The organism is Amycolatopsis sp. NPDC033938 (assembly GCF_055575975.1).
Map to the genome: position 1 here is coordinate 927,666 of NZ_JBVIRO010000001.1, position 15,142 is coordinate 942,807.

Genomic DNA, 15,142 nt, shown 5'->3' on the forward strand with positions numbered 1-15,142 from the left:
GAGTGAACTTCGTGAACTGGGATAACGGAGTGCAGTCCGAAATTCGCGGATTCGCGCTTGTTGGCAGCCCGTCTTCTGGACGAGTGAGGTGTTACTCGCGGGTAACGCACTCTCTGTAGAGGAACGGGCAATTCCAGCCCTCTGACCGGCGCTTCCGCTCGCTCTGGCAGGCTGGGCGCATGGCTGAGCTTGGGACTCTGGTGCTGCTGCGTCACGGGCAGAGCACGTGGAACGCCGAAAATCTGTTCACCGGCTGGGTGGACGTGCCGCTCTCGGAGCAGGGCGAGCAGGAGGCCCGGAAGAGCGGGCAGCTGCTCGCCGAGTCCGGTCTGCTGCCGGACGTCGTGCACACCTCGCTGATGCGCCGGGCGATCTCCACCGCCAACCTGGCGCTCGACGCCGCCGACAGGCACTGGATCCCGGTGAAGCGCGACTGGCGCCTCAACGAGCGGCACTACGGCGCGCTTCAGGGGAAGAACAAGAAGCAGACGCTGGACGAGTTCGGCGAGGAGCAGTTCATGCTCTGGCGCCGTTCGTACGACACCCCGCCGCCCCCGATCGACCCGGCCGACGAGTTCAGCCAGGTCGGCGACGCGCGCTACGCCGACCTCGGCGACTCCGCGCCGCTCACCGAATGCCTCAAGGACGTCGTCGCGCGGCTGCTGCCGTACTGGGAGTCCGCGATCGTGCCGGATCTGCGGGCGGGCAAGACCGTTCTGGTCGCCGCGCACGGAAACTCGCTGCGGGCGCTGGTGAAGCACCTCGACGGCATCTCCGACGACGCCATCGCCGGGCTCAACATCCCGACCGGTATCCCGCTGCGCTACGACCTGACCGACGACCTCAAGCCGGTCACCGCCGGCGGGACCTACCTGGACCCGGAGGCCGCCAAGGAAGCCGCGGCCGCCGTCGCGAACCAGGGCCGCTGAACCTCGCGCCACACCGCCCGCGTTTCGTCCTCTAGACGCGGTAGTTCGTACTACGGACCACCGCGTTTAGAGGACGAATTGCGTCAGGGGAGGGCCGAGACCATCTCGACGTCGGCGGCCTTCCAGCCTTCGGGGAGACGCTGCAGGCGCAGGACGATCGGCAGGTACTTCGGCTGGGTCGTGCCCTGGGCGTCCGTGACGTTCGTCGTCGCGAAGAGCAGCACGCTCGCCTTGTCGCCCACGAGTTCCATCACCGCCGCGATCGACTTCGGATCCATCGACGACTTCGTGCCCCCGCTCCGGATCCGGTCCACCTGAGCCGCTTTGCCCTGCTGGAACTGGGTCAGCAGCGGTCCGGTCGAGACGGATTCGTAGCGAGCGTAGGTGCCTTCAGGGTCGGCGGGATTCACGTTCAGCAGGACCTCCGCGATCCGCAGACCGCCGTCACGGGCGGAGTCCCGCGCCACCGCGATCGCGCGGTCGCCCGCGCCCGGCTTCTCGGGCGGCAGCTGGACCCGCGACGGATTCACGTTGATCCCGCCGATCCGCCACCGGTCGCCCTCGCGCACCGTCGAAAGCAGTATCGACGCGACGCCCTTGTTGGTGGTGCCCGCCCGGGTGCTGGTCTGGTCGAGCACGGTCAGCACCTGTGCCTTGTCGGGTGCCTGCTCGACGGCCGCCGAGACGATCACCCGCGTGACCAGCTTGATCGGCTCCGGCGAGTTCCGGACCTCGGTCAGCAACTTCGCCACCTCTTCACGCGCGGCGGGCGTCAGGTGTTCGTTGGCCGCCTTCTCGTGCGCGGGCAGGGCCGTGCTGTCGTAGGAGAACACCGCTTCGACGGCCGTCTTCACCGCTCCCAGCACCGAACCGGTCTGCGCCGGGTCGACGAGGGCGAAGTTCGCCGGTGGGCTCTCCGGTTCGGGCCGCGCGGCGCCGGAGACCGTGGTGGTGCAGCCCGCGAGCGCGAGCAGCACGGCGAGTCCCACCCAGCGCTTCACAGCAGCCCCAGCTCCCGCGCCCGCGCGTCCACCTGGAGCCGCGACGTCACGCCGAGCGCGACCAGCAGTTCCGAGACGCGTCGCTGATAGGTGCGCACGCCCATACCGAGGCTCTTCGCCGCCTTGTCGTCCTTGCAGCCGGTGGTCAGGAACTCGAGGATTTGCGGTGCCTCCATCCGGATGTCGGCGAACCGCGCGTCGAACGTCTCCAGTGTGGCGGCCGCCCGCCAGGCGGTTTCGAACAGCGACAGGATGCCCTGCACCAGCTCCGGGCGCGAGATGACGCTGTAGGAGCGCACCGCCTTGCCCTCGTCACCCGCCATGATCGCGACCCGCTCGTCGAGCAGGATCGTCTCGTTGATCTCCTCGGTGCCGATCCGGATCTGCGCGCCGAGGCCGGAGAGGCGGTGCAGATGCTGCGCGGTCTGCTCGTTCAGCAGGACGCCGGGGCGGTACAGCTTCCGGATCCGCTTGTCGGGCACCAGCCGCTCGCCCTGCCTGGTGAGCGACGGCCGGGAAAGCGCCCAGGTGTACAGGTCGTCGGCCGCGCACGCGATGTCGGTCGCCGCGACGAACAGATGAGCCGTCCGGTCGAACAGCTCTTCTTCTCCACGGATCAGGGAGATGTCACTGACGAGTTCCACGGCGACAGTCTCCCAACATTCCTTGGCGACTGTGACGGGAACGTCGCTATTTCCCCGTGGACGGGATATCGGGTGCCGGATGATCGCGACGAAAGTAGGAATCCGGGCGCCAGGTGCCGTCGGTGTCCCCGCTTCGGGTGACCCGCCTCACCCAGGAGATCTCGGCAAGGGCTCGGCCACGTGAACGGGGTCTGACCTGCAGGCGAACAGGGTGTCCCCAGGTGTCATAGGCATCACGAGTACGGATCCAGTACTAGGCCAAAAGGCTACCCGGACGCTTACGATTCCCCTGTGACCACGCCTGTTGCACTCGCCCTTGCCGTCGGCGGACTGATCGTCGGTGTGGTTTTCGGCTTCCTGATCGCGAGGGGCCGTGCCCGCCGCGAGGAGCGTCGCCCGACCGGCCCCACCGTGGCCGAACTGCTCGAACGGCTCGTGCGTTCCAGCAACAACGGGGTCGTCGTGCTCAACAAGTTCGGCGACATGGTCCTGCACAACCCCCGCGCCTACGAGCTGGGCCTGGTGAAGGTCAACCAGGCCGACCCGCGGGCCCGCAAGGCGGCCGAGCAGGTGGTCGAGACCGACGAGCCGATGGAGATCGACCTCTCCCCGCTGGAGGCGAGGGGCCGCCAGCCCGAAGCCGTCCTCGGCGAGGTCCGTCCGCTCGGTGACGGGTTCACCGTGGTCGAGGCCGTGGACCACTCCGAAGCGATCCGCCTCGAAGCCGTCCGGCGGGACTTCGTCGCGAACGTCAGCCATGAACTGAAGACTCCGGTCGGCGCGATCGCACTGCTCACCGAGGCCGTCCTCGACGCCGCGGACGACGTGGAGGAGGTCCGCCGGTTCGGCGGCAAGATCCTCCGCGAGTCGACCCGGCTCGGCCAGCTGGTCACGGAGCTGATCGCGCTTTCACGGCTGCAGGGCGCCGAGCGGCTGCCCGATCTGAACGTGGTCGAGGTCGACGCCGTCGTGCGCGAGGCGCTCGGCCGGACCACGCTCTCGGCCGAATCCGCCCAGATCACCATCACCACCGACGCGGCGAGCGGGCTCCTCATCGAGGGCGACCGCACGCTGATGGTCACCGCGTTGTCGAATCTGCTGGAGAACGCGGTCGCCTACTCGCAGCCGGGCAGCCCGGTGTCGATCAGCAGGCGGCTGGTCGACGGCAAGGTCGAGATCGCGGTGACCGACCGCGGGATCGGCATCGCCGAGGACGAGCAGCAGCGCGTCTTCGAGCGGTTCTACCGCGCGGACAAGGCGCGGTCGCGGGCCACCGGCGGGACCGGGCTCGGCCTGGCGATCGTCAAACACGTCGCGGCCAACCACGGCGGTTCGGTCGGCCTGTGGAGCCGTCCCGGCACCGGATCGACGTTCACCCTGCGGATCCCCGCGCATATCGGTGCCGAACCGGCGGCGGCCGCCAAACAGACTCCGCCGGCATCCCGGCCGGAGAAGACCCCCGAGCGGACACCCCGTCTCGTGGCAACAGGGCAAGAAAGCCCCGACCATGGAGGAAACCTGTGACGAGGGTTCTCATCGTCGAGGACGAAGAGTCGTTCGCCGACCCGCTCGCGTTCTTGCTGCGCAAGGAGGGCTTCACCGCCGCCGTGGCCGGAACGGGACAGCAGGCGCTCGAGGAATTCGACCGCAACGGCGCCGACATCGTCCTGCTCGATCTCATGCTTCCCGGAATGAGCGGAACGGACGTCTGCAAGCAGCTCCGGCAGCGCTCCGCCGTCCCGGTGATCATGGTGACCGCGCGGGACAGCGAGATCGACAAGGTCGTCGGGCTGGAACTCGGCGCCGACGACTACGTCACCAAGCCGTACTCGGCCCGCGAGCTCATCGCGCGGGTGCGGGCGGTGCTGCGCCGCGGCGGTGAACCCGGCGCCGAAGGCGAGCTGGCGCCGCTGGTGCTGTCCGCCGGGCCGGTCCGGATGGACGTCGAGCGGCACGTGGTGACCGTCGACGGCCAGGAGGTGTCCTTGCCGCTCAAGGAGTTCGACCTGCTCGAGTACTTGCTGCGCAACGTGGGCCGCGTGCTCACCCGCGGGCAGCTGATCGACCGGGTGTGGGGCGCGGACTACGTCGGTGACACCAAGACGCTCGACGTCCACGTGAAGCGGCTGCGGTCCAAGATCGAACCGGACCCGGGTTCGCCCCGGCACCTGGTCACGGTGCGTGGCCTCGGCTACAAGTTCGAGACGTGAGCTGAAGGGGACTTTCCCCGCATAAGACGCGGTGAAGGGAGCTTTCCCCGCATCGCATGCGGGGAAAGTCCCCTTCAGCTCCGCCGGTTGCGATACAGATCACGGTTACGGTTTCGTGACCTGACGTGCGGGCGGGTACCGTAGACGCTCGTGCGCCTAGGGGTACTCGACGTCGGTTCCAACACCGTCCACCTACTCGTGGTCGACGCCCATCGTGGCGCCCACCCGACCCCGATGCATTCCGAAAAGGCCGTCCTCCGGCTCGCCGAGCAGATCACCCGCAACGGCGACCTGAGCCGCGCGGGCGCGGACAGCCTCGTGCGGGCGGTCGAATCAGCGAAGGCGGCGGCCCTGCGGCTCGGCTGCGAAGAGGTCATGGCGTTCGCGACCTCCGCGGTCCGCGAGGCCAAGAACGCCCCCAAGGTGCTGGCGAAGGTCCAAGAGCAGACCGGCGTCGAGTTGAAGGTGCTCTCCGGGGTCGACGAGTCCCGGCTCACCTTCCTCGCCGTCCGCCGGTGGTTCGGCTGGTCGGCAGGCAAGCTGCTGGTCCTCGACATCGGCGGCGGCTCGCTCGAGGTCGCGATGGGCCGCGACGAGGAGCCCGAGCTGGCCGAGTCACTCCCGCTGGGCGCGGGCCGGACCACCCGGACGAGGTTCCGGAACGATCCGCCGTCCCGCTCGGAACTCATCGCGACTTCGGCCTGGCTCGAAGAACAGCTCGGCACGCTCGCGAAGAAGGTCGCCAAATTGGGTGAACCCGATCGTGTCGTCGCGACGTCGAAGACGTTCCGGTCACTCGCTCGGCTGACCGGAGCGGCGCCGTCGGCCAGCGGGCCGCATGTGCGCCGTACCCTGACCGACACCGCGTTGCGCCAGCTCATCGCGTTCATCTCCCGGATGACCGCCCATGACCTGGCACAACTCGAGGGGGTCAGCGCGAGCAGGTCGCATCAACTGGTGGCGGGCGCGCTCGTCGCACAAGCCACCATGCGGGCGCTTTCACTGGAAGAACTGGAGATCTGCCCGTGGGCGCTGCGAGAAGGTGTCATCCTGCGGCGGCTGGACCATTCGAATGGTGCGGACGAGACTGGGGGCGGCAGCGCCCGACTGGACTTCGTCGAAGGAGAACGGGCACGGTGAAGAGGTGACGGAAATGCGGATGACGGCCACTAGCGCGCGTGACGCCGCCGATGCCCCGTCGCGTGCCGGTTCGCGACGGCTGGAGCGCGCATTGGACAGCACGGTATGACGGACGAGACAGAGAGCGGCCCGCCGCAGAAGACCGTGGCGGAGCTGCTCGCGCAGCACGGAGCCCAGCCGGAAGGCGGGCGCCGCAGGCGACGCCGCGCGGCCGACGACGAGGACGAGGCTCCCGAGCCGACGCGCGGCCGCCGCGCGCCGTCGGTGAGCGACACCGCGCCGCAGGCGATCATCGACCGGGTCTCCGGCGACACCCCGCCGCCGCCTTCGCGCCCGCCGCGCCGCGGCCGCCCGCAGGCTCCGCCGCAGCAGGACTCCGCGCCGCTGCCGGTGCCGCCGGACGTCGCGTCGACACCGACCCGGCAGACACCGCCGGTCCGCCCGCCGAAGCCGGTCCAGCCCCCGCAGGAGTCCGGGCAGTTCGCCCGTCCGGCCCCGCCGAAGCCGGGCCAGCCGCCGCAGGAGTCGGGCCAGTTCGTCCGGCCCGCCCCGCCGCAGGAGCAGAGCGGCTACCAGCAGCGGCCACCCCAGCAGTCCGGCCAGTTCGCGCGCCCGGCCCCGCCCCAGGAGTCGAGCGGGTACCAGCGGATGCCCGATTCCAACGGCCTGCCCCCGCGCGGCCGTCCGCGGCCGCCCGGCCCGGAAGAGACCCGCGGCGCGGTGCCACCGGTCCGCCGGCGCCCGGAGCCGCCCGCCGGTCCGCCGTCCGCCGGTCTCTCGGCGAGACTCGACGGTGGGGCGGACGCGGGCGTCGACGAGGACCAGGACCAGCCCGGCCCGATGGCCAGCGGCGCGTTCGCGACCCCGCCCGCCCAGCCGGTGCGGCGCCGTCGCCCGCCCGCCCGGCCGGCCCAGCCCAAGGCCGAGCCGAGCACCGAGCAGTTCGCCGCCGTGGGTGACGAGGCCGCGCCCGAAGCCAAGGCGCCCGCGCCCGTCGAGCCGGAGGTGCCCGCCGGGCTGGCAGGCTGGCGCAAGCGACGCCAGAAGGTGCAGTCCGAGGACACCGAGATCGGCGGGATCCCGCCGGTGCCGCCCCCAGTGGCCGCCGCGCCCGTCGAGCCGCAGGCGGATCCCGAACCGGATCCGTTCGACGCCGGACCACCCACCATGGGTTCTTCCCACCCGCCCCATCCCGCCCCGATGCCGTTCGTGCCGCCGCATTCGCTCGACGAACGCGACCGGCAGCAGGACGACCTCGACGAGTACGAACGCGACTTCGCCGACCCTGCCTACCCGGACAGCGGTCCCGACTTCGACCGCGAGGAGTACGGCTTCGGCCGGACGGCGGACGGCTACCGGTCCGACGACTATGAGGACGACTACGAGGACGACCAGGACGCGGACGTCGTCGAAGAGGACGAGCCCGAGTACGCCGAGAACGTGTCGCCGGGCAAGCAGTGGCTGGCCTTGGCGGGTCAGCTCGCCCTCGGCGTCGTCGGCGGTGCCGGGGTCTGGCTGGGCTTCAACTGGCTGTGGGTGAACATCCCCGCCGCCGCGCTGGTCGCCGCGCTGCTGGTGATCGTCGCGCTGGTGTGGATCGTCCGGAAGATCCGCAAGGCGGACGACCTGCAGACCCTGGTGCTCGCGGTACTGGTCGGACTGGTGGTGACGGTCTCACCGGCCGCACTCCTCCTCGTCGCCCGTTAGCGGCCTCGGGGAGGATGCCGGAATGGCAGTTCCTGTTCCGGTGGGGATCTCGACCGCTTCCGTCTGGCCGTTACGGGCGGGAGCGGCCTTCGAGATGGCCGCCGACCTCGGCTACGACGGCGTCGAGGTGATGGTCTGGGCCGACCCGGTCAGCCAGGACGTCACCGCGCTGCGCCGGTGGTCGCGCCGCACCGGGGTGCCGGTGCTGTCGATCCACTCGCCGTCGCTGCTGATCACCCAGCGCGTGTGGTCGCCGGATCCCGAAGTACGCCTGCGGATGTCCGTCGACGCGGCGCTGGAACTGGGCGCGCGCACGGTCGTGGTGCATCCGCCGTTCCGGTGGCAGCGCCGCTACGGCGACGCGTTCGGTGACCTCGTCGACGAACTCGAAGCGGAAAGCGGCATCGAGATCGCGGTCGAGAACATGTTCAAGGTCCGCCCGCCCGGCGGCTCGCGGACCGCGCGCGTGTCGGCTTTCCGGCCGTCGATCGACCCTACGGACGTAGGGTTTCGTCACTACACGCTCGACCTGTCCCACACGGCGGCGGCGGGAATGGACGCCCTCGCGCTCGCCGAACGGATGGGTTCCGGGCTCACCCACGTCCATCTGGCGGACGGCACCGGCCTCCCGAAGGACGAGCACCTGGTGCCCGGACGCGGGATCGAACCCTGCGCCGAACTTCTCGAAAAGCTCGTGAACAGCGATTTCGCCGGACAGATCGTGCTGGAGATCAACACCCGCCGAGCACCGAACGCGGCACAGCGATCGAGGGACCTCGCGGAGTCACTCCTGTTCGCGAGGTTCCACCTCGGCCAGTGACAAAGATCGTCTCCAGGTGCGGAGATTCATTCCTCTCTGCACTCCAGGCGCTGGTACACGTAAAGTTCCGACCGTGAACCAGCTGCGCTTGTTGATCTCCCGCACCCCGATGGATCGGCTCGTGGCCTTGGTCAGTTCTCGGTGAGCGCGGCCGACAACACGGTCACCTCCTTCGACGCGGCATGCGCGACGCGATCACTGGGTGACGGCACGTTCACCGCGGTACTGCGCACGGAATGGTCGATCGGCGGACATCCGCACGGCGGCTTCCTGATGGCACTGATGGCCCGGACCGCCATCGCACACCTGCACGAACGCGGCGAACCGCCGTCCGAGCCGCTGGCGATCAGCGCGGAGTTCCTCCACCCGCCGGCGGTGGGGCCGGTGCTGCTGCGGATGGACGTCCGGAAGGTCGGAAGGCGCGCCTCGGTCGTCGCGGTCCTGCTGGAGCAGCGGGGCCGCAGTTGCGTCGAGGCCAGGGTGACCACCGGACGGCTGCCGATGCGGCGGCCGGAGTGGACCGACGTCCCCGCCATGCCCGCCGAGCCGCCGCCCGGCGCGGTGCCCGTCACCGGTGAGACCTCCGAAGGCATGTTCAACCTGGCCAAGGGGTGCGACGTCCGGCTGGATCCGGCGAGTGTCGGCTACCTGCACGGCCGGATCGGCGACCCGCCGAAGATGCGGCTGTGGGTCCGGCCGCGGCACGGCCTGCCGGACCCGTACTTCGCCTTGCTCGCGGGGGATGTGAACCCGCCGGTGGTCTACAACCTCGGCCGCGTGGGCTGGGCGCCCACCGTGCAGCTGACCGCGTTGCTGCGCACGCGCCCCGCGCCGGGCTGGCTGCGGGTGATCGTGCAGGCCCAGTCGGTGCACGAGTCCTGGTTCGACTCGGACGCCATGGTGGTGGACTCGCAGGGCAGGCTGGTCTGCCAGGCGCGTCAGCTGGCGCTCGCCCCGGCGCCCGGCGGCTGACGGCGGTTTGGCACGCTGAACGGCATGAGTGTGATCGCGGTCCTTGGTGCCGGAAAGATCGGGGAGGCCCTGCTCTCGGGCCTGCTGCACGGCGGGCACAGCCCCGCTGACCTGCTGTTCACCGAGCGCTACCCGGCCCGCGCGGCCGAGCTGACCGAGCGCTACGGCGTCCAAGGGGTCACCGTCGCCGACGCCGCGCGCCGGGCGGACGTGCTGGTCGTCGCGGTCAAACCGCAGGACATCGAGCCGGTGCTGGACGAACTCGCGCCGTTGCTCGGCAAGGAGTCGCTGGTGGTCTCGCTGTGCGCGGGCCTGCCGACCGCCCTGTACGAGCGCAGGCTGGCCGAGGGCGTCCCCGTGGTGCGGGTCATGCCGAACACCCCGATGCTCGTCGGCGAGGCCATGAGCGCGGTCTCAGCGGGTGCGCACGCCACCGCCGAGCACATCGCGGTGGTGAAGGACCTGCTTTCGCACGTCGGGCAGGTCGTGGAGGTGCCGGAGTCGCAGCAGGACGCCGTCACGGCGCTGTCCGGTTCCGGACCGGCGTACTTCTTCTACCTGGTCGAGGCCATGATCGACGCCGGGATCCTGCTCGGCCTGCCGCGCGCGCTCGCCGGGCAGCTGATCATCCAGTCGGCGGTCGGGGCGGCCAAGATGCTCGCGGAGTCCGACGAACACCCGGTACTGCTGCGCGAAGCCGTCACTTCGCCCGCCGGGACGACCATCAACGCGATCCGCGAACTGGAGAAGCACGGTGTCCGCGCGGCACTCCTGGCCGCCATCGAGGCCGCGAAGGACCGCTCGACCGAACTCGGCGCCGCCCACGACCCTCGCGTTTAGTCCTCTATTGAGGGGTGAGACCAACGTGGCGTGATCGGCTCACTGTCTGGTGGCAGGCGAGGAGCTCCCCGCTGAGGCGGGAGGTGTCGTGTGACTGTCCACAAGGGACACCTTTCGAGGGCTCGTTGTCCGATTGATGACGCTATGCGCGGTTCCGCGTGGGGTCGTGAGTGGCGAATAGGGTTAGAACCCTCATTGCCACTCACGACCCCCCAGGCGGACCGCGCAAAACACCCAAGTCGGACAACTTCTTCAGAAAAGCGTTCCTTGTGGACGCTGGGGGCGCGGCCCGGCTTTCGTCAGCCAGCACAGTCCCGCGCCGGGACACGCCACATTTGCCTTACCCCTCAATAATGCGGGCTGGCGGTCGTGAGTTCGGTGGCTGCCGACACAAGGGGATCGCATCGGCTCGGATGGTGCTCAAGGGCACGTCGCTCAGGTTCGGCACGAAGCCGGGTGTGGCGCACGGCCCGCCCGGCGCGAGAACTCCACTAGGAGGTCAGCAAATCAGTGGTCGTGGAGGGGCGCCGCCGGTGTGACCGGTGGTGCTGGTGAGGCTCGCGAGGGCCTTCCAGGGCAGGTGAGGGGAACTTTGAGGGACTCTGAGTCCCTCAAGGGGTCCTTCAGGGCCCCGCGCCCCTGGCAAGCGGGCCCAAGTCACTCGCGACCCCTCTGGACGCCGAAGCGACCCCCGTGGACGCCGAAGCGACCCAAGCTGAGGCGACCAAGGTCTTTTGATCCCTTGAAGTCGCGCGTTTTAGGCCAATAGGCCCCGCTATCGCGATGGCAGGGCGCCATTCGAGCGAACCGCGACTTCACTCCGTAGTCGCGCCCTGGCAGCGCGATAGCGTTCGCGCGATATAAATCCAGTCTCGCGTCGCTTTAGTCCCACCAGTCCCGCTACTCTCAGGAGAGCACGTGCGTGTCGATACCACAGGTGGGGAAGCCTCGTGGCGCGACACGTGTCGAAGGACACGGTGAATCATGCCGCCGAACAAGAAGGATGATCTGCCCTCAGTGGGCCAGGTCCAGTTTCTGACGGTCGCCGAGGTGGCCACGCTGATGCGGGTCTCCAAGATGACCGTCTACCGCCTAGTTCACTCGGGCGAGTTGCCCGCGGTGCGCGTGGGGAAGTCGTTCAGAGTGCCCGAAAAGGCCGTTCACGAATATCTGCAGGGCGCGTACTTCGACGTGGGCTGAGGCTCGCTTCGCGGAGCACAGCGTGCCCGCCGGAGGGCGTCTTCCGGGGCGCGGGTACCCTGGAAGACCGCTCGTGCCTGTGCGCTCCACCCGTTGGACGCTGCGCCGGGCAGCGTGACCGACGACGAAGGAAGGAGCGCTCTCGATGGGCTCTGTGATCAAGAAGCGCCGTAAGCGCATGTCGAAGAAGAAGCACCGCAAGTTGCTGCGCCGGACGCGCGTTCAGCGTAGGAAGGCCGGCAAGTAAGACACAGCCGGTGAGTGGCCCGTCCAGTTTCTGGACGGGCCACTCCCATTTAGTGGGCGCCGTCCACCCATTCGAGTGAGACGTGCATCCCCTCTGCGAGCGCCTGGTTAATAGCATGTAAGCGCTGCCTCGACTACCCCTAATGAGCGGTAACATCTCAAGGGCAGCCGCGCGATGCTTCCAGTGAGTGCAGGTACGCGCACACTCGGTGGATCAAGTACGTACTCAAGGTCATCAGGACCCCGTGATCGAAGTCCGAGAAACCGCCTGAAAGCCGCAGGGAGTCCTATGCCGTCGAACATCGTGCTCGTGACCGGGGTCGGGGGAGACCTTGGCGGGAAACTGCTCGCCAGACTCGGCAACAATCCGGAGTTCGAGCGGGTGATCGGCGTGGACACCACGCCTCCGCAGAAGTCGGTGTTGCAGCGGATGGGCCACGCCGAATACGTCCGCGCCGACATTCGCAACCCGCTGATCGCCAAGGTGATCAGCACGGCCAAGGTCGACACCGTGGTGCACGCGTCGTGCACCGCGCATCCGGCCGGGCCCGCTCGCCGCACGGCGATCAAAGAGGTCAACGTCATCGGCACGATGCGACTGCTGGCGGCCTGCCAGCGCTCGCCGCTCGTGCGCAAGCTCGTGGTGAAGTCGACGGCCGCGGTCTACGGCGCGGGAGCGCGTTCGCAGGCCGTCTTCACCGAGGATTCCGAGCTCATCCCCACCTCGACCAGCGGATACGCCAAGGACGCCGTCGAGATGGAGGGTTACGTGCGCGGGCTCATGCGCCGCCGTCCCGACATCACGACGACGCTGTTCCGGTTCGCCAACATCATCAGCCCCGAAATCGACACCGTGCTCTCGCGCTACTTCGCGCTGCCGGTCGTCCCGACGGTTTTCGGCTACGACGCGCGGATCCAGCTGCTGCACGCCTCGGACGCGCTGGCCGTCTTCGAGCGGGCGACGCTGGAAGACAAGCCAGGCGTGTTCAATGTCGGCTCGGAAGGGGTACTCACCCTTTCTCAGGCGATTCGGCGAGCTGGCCGGGTCGGGCTGCCGATGCCCAGTGGTGTCGTGCCGTCGGTCGGGAAGGTCCTGCGCGGTGCCCGCGTGGTCGACTTCTCCGCCGACCAGGTCCGGTTGCTGAACTTCGGCCGCGTCGTGGACATCACGAAGCTGAAGAAGGACTTCGGCTACATCCCGCGCTGGACGACGCGTGAGGCGTTCGACGACTACATCACCGGCCGCGGGCTCAGGCCCGTGGTGGACGGTGGCAGGCTCGCCGGGCTCGCGGGCAAGGTACTGGTGGCCGCGGCCACCGGGCAGGCGACGAACCGGTGAGCAGGCCCTACGAGAACACCCCCGAAAACTCTCACGAAGGCGAGGCGGAAAACGTGAGCGGCGCTCAAGCGCAGGTCATCCCGTTGCACGGCCCCGGCAGAGAGAAGCCGGCCCCGGCCGCTCAGGCGGATCGGGATCTTCGCGAGTCCGAAGAGGCGCAAAGGCACCTGAACCAGCAGGAACGCGGGGCCGACGCGCCCGTCGTCGAGTTCCCCGGCGCTTCACGGGTCTCCCCGGCGAAGACCCGGCCCGCCGACGCGGATCTGCTCCCGGAGTCGCTCAAGAAGGCACTGGGGTTCCTGCGGGGCAGGCTGACCGGTGACTACACCGTCGACGAGTTCGGGTTCGACGCCGAACTCACCGAAACACTGCTGTTGCCGCCGCTGCGCGCGCTGTACGAGAAGTGGTTCCGCGTCGACACCTTCGGCGTCGAGAACCTGCCGCCCGACGGCGGCGCGCTGCTGGTTTCGAACCACTCGGGCACGTTGCCGCTCGACGCGCTGATGACCGCCGTCGCCGTGCACGACCACGCCCCCGGCGGCAGGCATTTGCGGGGCCTTGGCGCGGATCTGGTGTTCCAGGTGCCGCTGATCGGCTCCTTCGCGCGCAAGTCCGGGCAGACCCTCGCCTGCAACGCCGACGCGGAACGCTTGCTGCGCAAGGGAGAACTCGTCGGTGTCTGGCCGGAAGGGTTCAAGGGCATCGGGAAACCGTTCTCGTCGCGGTACAAACTGCAGCGCTTCGGCCGTGGCGGTTTCGTTTCCGCGGCGTTGCGGGCCGGGGTGCCGATCATTCCCGTGTCGGTCGTCGGCGCGGAGGAGATCTACCCCAAGGTGGGCGACATCAAGCTGCTCGCCCGGCTTCTCGGCTTGCCGTACTTCCCGGTGACGCCGTTCTTCCCGCTGCTCGGCCCCCTCGGCGCGATCCCGCTGCCGACGAAGTGGAGCATCGAGTTCGGCGAGCCCATCCGCACGGACACCTACGACGCGGACGCCGTCGACGACCCGATGCTGGTGTTCACGCTGACCGATCAGGTGCGGGAGTCGATCCAGCAGTCGCTGTACAAACGTCTTTCGCAGCGGAAGAGCGTCTTCAAGGGCTGAGCCGCTTTTCCGGATGCCATGAAAGGTCCTTTCCTTGCAAAATTTGCAAGGAAAGGACCTTTCATGGCGTTGGGGAGGTGGGTGGTCAGCGCTTCCGGTAGGCCATCCCGGCCGCCACGGCACCGGCCACCGCGCCGACGCCGAGCACCGACGGGACGCCGATCTTCGCGGCCTTCCGCCCGGTCCGGAAGTCGCGGATCTCCCAGCCGCGCGCACGGGCGACGTCGCGAAGGCCGCCATCGGGGTTCACCGCGACCGCGGTTCCCACGACCGACAGCATCGGGACGTCGTTCTGCGAGTCCGAATACGCCGTGCAGCGCTTGAGATTCAGCCCTTCGCGTGACGCGAGTGCCCGGACGGCGTGGGCTTTCGCCCGGCCGTGCAGGAGATCGCCGACGAGACGGCCGGTGTAGACGCCGTCCTTGGTCTCGGCGACGGTGCCCAGCGCGCCGGTGAGGCCGAGGCGCCGCGAGATGATGGCCGCGAGTTCGATCGGGGTCGCGGTGACGAGCCAGACGCGCTGGCCGGCGTCGAGGTGCATCTGCGCCAGTGCCCTGGTGCCGGACCAGATCTTGTCCGCCATCAGCTCGTCGTAGATCTCTTCGCTGATGTCGGTCAGTTCCTGCACGGTCCGACCGGCCACAAAGGACAGTGCGCGTTCGCGATGGGTTTTGATGTCCTCTTTGTTCTCCCGGCCGCCGAGCCGGAATTTCACCTGCTGCCAGACGAATCCGGCCAGATCGGCGGAGGTGAAGAACTTCCGCGCGGCCAGGCCGCGGGCGAAGTAGAAGATCGACGCGCCCATCATCATGGTGTTGTCGACGTCGAAGAAGGCGGCCGCGGTCAGGTCCGGCGGTGCGGGCGGGGCCGGCGGTTCGAGGGCTTCGGCGGACGCGGTCGCCATGGCGGCCTCGGCCGACGCCTCGCCCGCGAGCTCGGCCAGCCGTTCGAGCTCTTGACTCTTATCCCTGCCCCGCCAAACTGACACGCA

15 protein-coding genes are annotated in these 15,142 nt (G+C 69.0%); 12 read left to right on the plus strand and 3 right to left on the minus strand.

Features of this window, described 5'->3' with window-relative positions; all coding sequences use genetic code 11:
• Positions 1 to 179 precede the first annotated feature (179 nt).
• On the plus strand, positions 180 to 929 hold the full coding sequence (locus ACZ5ZX_RS04635) for a phosphoglyceromutase (protein ID WP_465500649.1): 750 nt from the start codon (positions 180 to 182) through the stop codon (positions 927 to 929).
• 83 nt (positions 930 to 1,012) lie between these two features.
• On the opposite strand, the gene ACZ5ZX_RS04640 is transcribed toward ACZ5ZX_RS04635, so the two are convergent.
• Positions 1,013 to 1,930 (minus strand): hypothetical protein, encoded by a 918-nt coding sequence (locus ACZ5ZX_RS04640; protein ID WP_465500650.1) that lies wholly within the window; start codon positions 1,928 to 1,930, stop codon positions 1,013 to 1,015.
• The gene (locus ACZ5ZX_RS04645) at positions 1,927 to 2,574 is read right to left on the minus strand and encodes a DNA-binding response regulator (protein ID WP_465500651.1); all 648 of its coding nucleotides are present in this window, start codon (positions 2,572 to 2,574) and stop codon (positions 1,927 to 1,929) included. Before ACZ5ZX_RS04645 ends, ACZ5ZX_RS04640 begins: the two co-directional genes overlap by 4 nt.
• A gap of 291 nt (positions 2,575 to 2,865) precedes the next feature.
• Here ACZ5ZX_RS04645 and ACZ5ZX_RS04650 point away from each other — a divergent pair, with 291 nt between their 5' ends.
• The 11 genes from ACZ5ZX_RS04650 to ACZ5ZX_RS04700 all read left to right on the plus strand — a co-directional run bounded on the left by ACZ5ZX_RS04650 (position 2,866) and on the right by ACZ5ZX_RS04700 (position 14,151).
• The gene (locus ACZ5ZX_RS04650) at positions 2,866 to 4,098 is read left to right on the plus strand and encodes a sensor histidine kinase (protein ID WP_465500652.1); all 1,233 of its coding nucleotides are present in this window, start codon (positions 2,866 to 2,868) and stop codon (positions 4,096 to 4,098) included.
• Positions 4,095 to 4,784: a response regulator transcription factor gene (locus ACZ5ZX_RS04655; RefSeq protein WP_037319339.1), complete on the plus strand. Its 690-nt coding sequence runs from the start codon at positions 4,095 to 4,097 to the stop codon at positions 4,782 to 4,784. Before ACZ5ZX_RS04650 ends, ACZ5ZX_RS04655 begins: the two co-directional genes overlap by 4 nt.
• 150 nt (positions 4,785 to 4,934) lie before the next feature.
• On the plus strand, positions 4,935 to 5,924 hold the full coding sequence (locus ACZ5ZX_RS04660) for a Ppx/GppA family phosphatase (RefSeq protein WP_465500653.1): 990 nt from the start codon (positions 4,935 to 4,937) through the stop codon (positions 5,922 to 5,924).
• A gap of 105 nt (positions 5,925 to 6,029) precedes the next feature.
• Positions 6,030 to 7,631: a hypothetical protein gene (locus ACZ5ZX_RS04665; RefSeq protein ID WP_465500654.1), complete on the plus strand. Its 1,602-nt coding sequence runs from the start codon at positions 6,030 to 6,032 to the stop codon at positions 7,629 to 7,631.
• Positions 7,632 to 7,653: 22 nt separating this feature from the next.
• Positions 7,654 to 8,451 (plus strand): sugar phosphate isomerase/epimerase family protein, encoded by a 798-nt coding sequence (locus ACZ5ZX_RS04670; RefSeq protein WP_465500655.1) that lies wholly within the window; start codon positions 7,654 to 7,656, stop codon positions 8,449 to 8,451.
• Positions 8,452 to 8,592: 141 nt separating this feature from the next.
• The gene (locus tag ACZ5ZX_RS04675) at positions 8,593 to 9,423 is read left to right on the plus strand and encodes a thioesterase family protein (protein ID WP_465500656.1); all 831 of its coding nucleotides are present in this window, start codon (positions 8,593 to 8,595) and stop codon (positions 9,421 to 9,423) included.
• A gap of 24 nt (positions 9,424 to 9,447) precedes the next feature.
• On the plus strand, positions 9,448 to 10,263 hold the full coding sequence (gene proC, locus ACZ5ZX_RS04680) for a pyrroline-5-carboxylate reductase (RefSeq protein WP_465500657.1): 816 nt from the start codon (positions 9,448 to 9,450) through the stop codon (positions 10,261 to 10,263).
• A gap of 984 nt (positions 10,264 to 11,247) precedes the next feature.
• Positions 11,248 to 11,463 (plus strand): helix-turn-helix domain-containing protein, encoded by a 216-nt coding sequence (locus ACZ5ZX_RS04685; protein ID WP_016330918.1) that lies wholly within the window; start codon positions 11,248 to 11,250, stop codon positions 11,461 to 11,463.
• 145 nt (positions 11,464 to 11,608) lie between these two features.
• Positions 11,609 to 11,710 carry a 30S ribosomal protein bS22 gene (locus ACZ5ZX_RS04690; protein ID WP_007030867.1) on the plus strand — a complete coding sequence of 34 codons (102 nt, stop codon included), beginning with the start codon at positions 11,609 to 11,611 and terminating at the stop codon, positions 11,708 to 11,710.
• Between the two features lie 288 nt (positions 11,711 to 11,998).
• Complete coding sequence (locus ACZ5ZX_RS04695; RefSeq protein WP_465500658.1) at positions 11,999 to 13,048, plus strand: NAD-dependent epimerase/dehydratase family protein; 1,050 nt, start codon at positions 11,999 to 12,001, stop codon at positions 13,046 to 13,048.
• On the plus strand, positions 13,045 to 14,151 hold the full coding sequence (locus tag ACZ5ZX_RS04700) for a lysophospholipid acyltransferase family protein (protein WP_465500659.1): 1,107 nt from the start codon (positions 13,045 to 13,047) through the stop codon (positions 14,149 to 14,151). The genes ACZ5ZX_RS04695 and ACZ5ZX_RS04700 overlap by 4 nt, the downstream gene beginning before the upstream one ends.
• Before the next feature lie 85 nt (positions 14,152 to 14,236).
• Here ACZ5ZX_RS04700 and ACZ5ZX_RS04705 read toward each other — a convergent pair whose 3' ends face one another.
• Positions 14,237 to 15,139 carry an HAD family hydrolase gene (locus tag ACZ5ZX_RS04705; RefSeq protein ID WP_016330921.1) on the minus strand — a complete coding sequence of 301 codons (903 nt, stop codon included), beginning with the start codon at positions 15,137 to 15,139 and terminating at the stop codon, positions 14,237 to 14,239.
• Between the last annotated feature and the right edge of the window lie 3 nt (positions 15,140 to 15,142).

Coding starts and splice junctions, on each gene's coding strand:
- ACZ5ZX_RS04695 (WP_465500658.1), top strand. CDS start 11,999: ATGCCGTCGAACATCGTGCTCGTGACCGGGGTCGGGGGAGACCTTGGC.
- ACZ5ZX_RS04665 (WP_465500654.1), top strand. CDS start 6,030: ATGACGGACGAGACAGAGAGCGGCCCGCCGCAGAAGACCGTGGCGGAG.
- ACZ5ZX_RS04690 (WP_007030867.1), top strand. CDS start 11,609: ATGGGCTCTGTGATCAAGAAGCGCCGTAAGCGCATGTCGAAGAAGAAG.
- ACZ5ZX_RS04685 (WP_016330918.1), top strand. CDS start 11,248: ATGCCGCCGAACAAGAAGGATGATCTGCCCTCAGTGGGCCAGGTCCAG.
- ACZ5ZX_RS04635 (WP_465500649.1), top strand. CDS start 180: ATGGCTGAGCTTGGGACTCTGGTGCTGCTGCGTCACGGGCAGAGCACG.
- proC (WP_465500657.1), top strand. CDS start 9,448: ATGAGTGTGATCGCGGTCCTTGGTGCCGGAAAGATCGGGGAGGCCCTG.
- ACZ5ZX_RS04670 (WP_465500655.1), top strand. CDS start 7,654: ATGGCAGTTCCTGTTCCGGTGGGGATCTCGACCGCTTCCGTCTGGCCG.